4 protein-coding genes are annotated in these 4,908 nt (G+C 46.5%); 2 read left to right on the top strand and 2 right to left on the bottom strand.

Annotation, left to right across the window (positions count from 1 at the left end):
- Positions 1 to 1,553 (bottom strand): hormogonium polysaccharide biosynthesis protein HpsA (hpsA, locus tag WBA89_RS11165; protein ID WP_424406349.1); only part of this gene is annotated, 1,553 nt, incomplete at its 3' end.
- 288 nt (positions 1,554 to 1,841) lie between these two features.
- Positions 1,842 to 1,994, bottom strand: coding sequence for a hypothetical protein (locus WBA89_RS11160; RefSeq protein WP_194012492.1), 153 nt, complete (start codon positions 1,992 to 1,994; stop codon positions 1,842 to 1,844).
- Between the two features lie 330 nt (positions 1,995 to 2,324).
- On the opposite strand from WBA89_RS11160, the gene WBA89_RS11155 reads away from it, so the two are divergent.
- Positions 2,325 to 3,089 carry a sulfotransferase domain-containing protein gene (locus WBA89_RS11155; RefSeq protein WP_424406348.1) on the top strand — a complete coding sequence of 255 codons (765 nt, stop codon included), beginning with the start codon at positions 2,325 to 2,327 and terminating at the stop codon, positions 3,087 to 3,089.
- A gap of 606 nt (positions 3,090 to 3,695) precedes the next feature.
- The gene (aroF, locus tag WBA89_RS11150) at positions 3,696 to 4,547 is read left to right on the top strand and encodes a 3-deoxy-7-phosphoheptulonate synthase (protein ID WP_424406347.1); all 852 of its coding nucleotides are present in this window, start codon (positions 3,696 to 3,698) and stop codon (positions 4,545 to 4,547) included.
- The last annotated feature ends 361 nt before the right edge of the window (positions 4,548 to 4,908 follow it).

Genomic DNA, 4,908 nt, shown 5'->3' with positions numbered 1-4,908 from the left:
CTACTACCTGGTTCAATGGGCGAGGTTCCTGTTGGTGGAGGGCCGTAGTCAGTAATTCCGCTTTCTCCAAATGCCACTTCAGCAAAGGGAACTTTTCGAGTTGTGAGTTTAAAATAATTTTCTAGTGCTTGCTCCCGGCTCTGAGTCTTCGGTCTCTGCTGGACTAACAATGGGTCTTCAGTAACGGCTTTAAGAACTTGCCACTTCACTAGCAAATCTATGCGCTCCTGAAATGCTGCGTTGTTGTAAAGTACGTCTAAAGCACTAGATTTAACAGATTGACCACTTTTTTTATCTTCGAGTGTCTCGCTAATTTGTTTATCTGTTATTGGAGCAGCTTTATTAAACAGGTGTACTTGCACTTTGTTAGCAGGAAATTTATCACCAGAGCCGCCATTCACTACATTACCGCCGACAATTATTTTGCTATTTTCTTGTTCGTAAAAACACGAATTTTGGCTGCTAACTTGATACAATTTTAAATTGTTATCGCCACCTAATCCCGTCACAATAAGATTACTATTTGTAATCATTCGGCCGTTGATATTTAGGGGAGGGCCGGGAGATATTTCTAAGTCGTCTTCGTACACAACCGCGTTGTTGCTGAGGGGAATGCGGCTTTGGTCTTGCTGGTATTCCAGGGCGGATATGCTGCTAGTTCCTGTGAATTCTTGATGCCTGTTGTCTAAGCCGTTTGACATATCTTCCTCTGTAATCGGTACATTAACCGTGTAAACAAAGAAACTTTTTAACAATCTGCCATTAATACTGTACCAACCGGAATCCCCAACCAAGCTAGCAATATTACCTGCTGCTGCCTCACATCCTTTTTTCAGTACGCCAAGGGACATCGGTGGGGTTCTTGCTTCCAGCGGTTTTCTTGGCCTCGTGAACTCGCCTGCATTAGCACCTGATGCAATGCGTGGGGGGCTGCGGAAGAATATGCCGTACAGGGTAAAAGTGTCAAATTTACCATCATTATTCGTATCGACGGGATATCTCCAAGCAGTGTTTATAGATTCATTGGTCTCGACACCGCGAGTATCGGTAATGGGAAGATCGGGGGATAATATACTACCGTTACCGTCAAGGTCAGCTTTAAGTTTTAGACGTGTCTCGTCCCCAAAGGTATAAGTATCTGTACCACTACCAGCACCAGTGCTATCGGATATCATCCGGTACATTTCTGCATCAGATGGAGTAGATGTGGGTCTTTGCGGGTCTTCGTACAGCAGGAACTGAATTTTGGCCTTTGCCCGATCGAGCGCGGGAGTCGCGGCCGCCAGCACCTGCTGGTTCACGCGCACGTTACGCGCCGTATTTGCCCGATCGAACGATCGCAGAGTAATCGCCACCGTCAACAAAATCACTACCAGCAACACCATCGTCACCGTCGGCAACACAAACCCAGCCACCGGCAGTCGTGCCCGGCGGCTCATTGCCATCAGCGCTTGCAGCATTGCTCTCATCAGCCGCTTCGCCCCGGATCTGGTCACGCCAGCAATCCGCCGCAGCAGCGATACGATAACTTTGGATAATTTGCTTTTAAACATTAACGCCTTCCTGAATAATTTCAGAGATGGTATTGCCGGTAGATACTGCTGAACAGTACGATCCCATCTTTATTGTTCCCAATTTCCACAACATCCATATCAACTCTTGCAGAAATTCACAAAATATGCACTTTAGCGAAAAAATAAAACCGACAAACGGGCGATCGAACTCGCTGCAGATATATTTTTTCCCCAAAGATTTGCTCCGCAAGGATTTGGGTTGCGTAACTCCACTCTAGTCTAGTTCTATCCTATTGTCAGCGTCCAGGCCTAAAGTGAGTTCGATCGCTATTGAAGTGCGATCGCGATCGTTTCCAATTCATCGCCGGGGCGGGTTTGATCGAATACGGTATTATTTAACTGGTTACCAGGCAGAGCCAGGGAACGAGTAATTCCCCGGCGGTTTGCGGTTTTTCGGGTTAAATTTTGGGTTGATACCATTTTTCTAAAATCGTGCTATGGATGAATTCTTAGCCCCCCCTTAATAAGGGGGGGTTGGGGGGGTAAAATCTAGCGCTACTTTATGAAAATGGTATTAATACCATTTTTCTAGAATCGTGCAACACTCTTCGACCCCCCCTAGCCCCCCCGCTGCATTGCGGGGGGAACAAGAATACTGTTGCATTTTTTTTTAAAATTGGTATTAAATTGACAGGCTTCGGGCGCGGCGGCTAATCCCTAGGGGTCGATCGACCCTAGGGAAGCAACAATTTTTCAGGCTGGGTATTAAAATGGCGATCGATTATTAAGAGCTACAAAAATTCAACAACTGTGAAACCAACCCCAAATCCCCCACATTTCATCATCATCGGCGCCCAAAAAGGCGGCACCACATCCCTATACGCCTATCTCAGCAAACATCCCCAAATCGCCTGCGCCACAGAAAAAGAAGTACATTATTTTGACTTAAAATTCGACCAAGGCCCGGAGTGGTACCGCGCCCAATTTCCCCAGCCAGAAAACGGCCCCCACAAAGTAACCGGAGAAGCCAGTCCCTACTACATATTTCATCCCCGCGTACCGGCGCGCATCCACGATTTGTGCCCGCAAGTCAAAATCATCGCCCTGCTGAGAAACCCAGTCGATCGGGCAATTTCTCACTACTATTACTATATCAGAATACAATACGAATCCCTATCATTAGAAGAGGCGATCGCCGCCGAGCCCCAAAGACTCAAAGGCGAACTAGAAAAACTCCTAGCCAACCCAAACTACCGCAGTTACGAATACCAACACCACAGCTATTTAACTCGCGGCATTTACGCCGATCAACTTCCCGCGTGGATGAAACTATTTCCCCCTTCACAAATGCTAATCCTCAAAAGCGAAGACTTGTATGCCAACCCCTCAGAAACCGTCAACAAAGTATTGGAATTCTTAGACTTGCCGCCGCACCAACTAGAAACCTACAGCAAGCACAACTCCAACGAATATCCGCCCATCAGCGAGGCTGTATGCCAACAATTGAGAGCATATTTTCGACCGCACAACCAAAGATTAGCTCAATTGTGCGATCGAGACTTCGGCTGGGATTAATAATTTCGGGAATTGTAGGGGCGGGTTTTACCAACAATATCTAACAAATACAAACAATTTATATAAACCCGCCCCCACCCCACCAATAACCTACTCCAAACCTATAGTCGATTTACCGTGTTCGTGGGGGCGGGTTTACGAGATTGTGGATTATTGCCAAATATTGTTGGTGAAACCCGCCCCTACAAATTTTTTGCTCAAAATACCTTGACATCCCGCTCTGCCTGTGCTATGTTCGCCAATAGTATTGTGTTCGATCGACAAATCCCAGCCCTTCAACTATGTTCAAAGCAATTAGCTATTTTTATTTTTGGTACAGCAAAGTTCGCCCGGAGTGAATTTACAGTCTGCTGTAAACATCCGGGCGAACCGCAGATTAACATTTGCGGTTTTGTTTTTTCTACTCCTTTTCCCAACAATCAATCAACTACAAGCGAAAACAACAATGACATTATTTAGTAACTGGTATTGCGGCTTTTATTTTTGGCCCTGCAGGAGTTCTGGGTAAATTGTCGTGCTGTCTTTTCGCGCCAACCCGGAACTCCTGAAAAGTTCCGGGTTTTTTTTGTTGTCAACCGCCCACTTATTTTTCCCGGAGAATTCCCCATGTTAGAAGCCAAACTCGCAACCAAATCTCACCCGGAACACCAAACAATTATCAAACTTTCAGAAACAGTTTCTGTCGGCGGCACAGAATTGTTAATCATTGGCGGGCCGTGTACTGTCGAAAGTTCCGCCCAAATGGAAACAGTCGCCAGCCAACTATCCGCCGCACCTGTGCAAGCTTTGCGGGGGGGAGTCTACAAACCCCGCACTTCTCCCTATGCTTTCCAAGGTATGGGCATTGAGGGGCTCGAAATTTTGGCCGGTGTCAGCCGCAGTTACGGTTTGCCGGTGGTGACAGAGGTAATGTCGATCGCCCAAATCGAGTTAGTTGTCACCTATGCTGATATGCTGCAAGTAGGCAGTCGCAATATGCAAAACTTCGAGTTATTAAAGGCGATCGGTCAAGCCAAAAAACCAGTTTTGTTAAAACGCGGTCTCTCAGCGACAATCGAAGAATTTGTGATGGCCGCCGAATACATTCTCAGCCACGGAAATCCTGATGTTGTGCTGTGCGAAAGAGGCATCCGCAGCTTCGACAATTACACGCGGAATGTCTTAGATTTGGGTGCAGTCGCGGCACTCAAACAGTTAACTCATTTGCCCGTAATTGTAGATCCTTCTCACGCCGCCGGCAAGCGAGAATTAGTCGCACCACTAGCCAAAGCAGCGGTTGCTTGCGGCGCTGACGGCTTAATTATTGAATGTCACCCGCAACCGGAAAAATCGGTTTCTGATGCGCGTCAAGCTCTTTCTTTGCCGGATATGGTCGATTTAGTTGCGAGTTTGCGGCCTGTGGCGGCGGCCGTCGGGCGGTGCGTACCGGATACTAAGTCATTAGTCAACAGTCATTAGTCATCAGTCATTAGTCATCAGTCATTAGTCAACAGTCATTAGTCATCAGTCATTAGTCATCAGTCATTAGTCATTAGTCATCAGTCATCAGTCATTAGTCATTAGTCAACAGTCATTAGTCATCAGTCATTAGTCATCAGTCATTAGTCATCAGTCATCAGTCATTAGTCATCAGTCATTAGTCATCAGTCATTAGTCATCAGTCATTAGTCATCAGTCATTAGTCAACAGTCATTAGTCATTAGTCATCAGTCAACAGTCATTAGGGGCGGTGCCAAGAGTGCCCGCCCTCAAGCGTCAACAGTCAACAGTCATCAGTCATCAGTCAACAGTCAACAGTCAACAGTCATCAGTCAACAGT

The organism is Microcoleus sp., from assembly GCF_049646505.1.
In the GTDB taxonomy this organism is placed as follows: Bacteria; Cyanobacteriota; Cyanobacteriia; order Cyanobacteriales; family Microcoleaceae; genus Microcoleus.
This window is presented reverse-complemented; position numbering and strand designations above follow the sequence as displayed.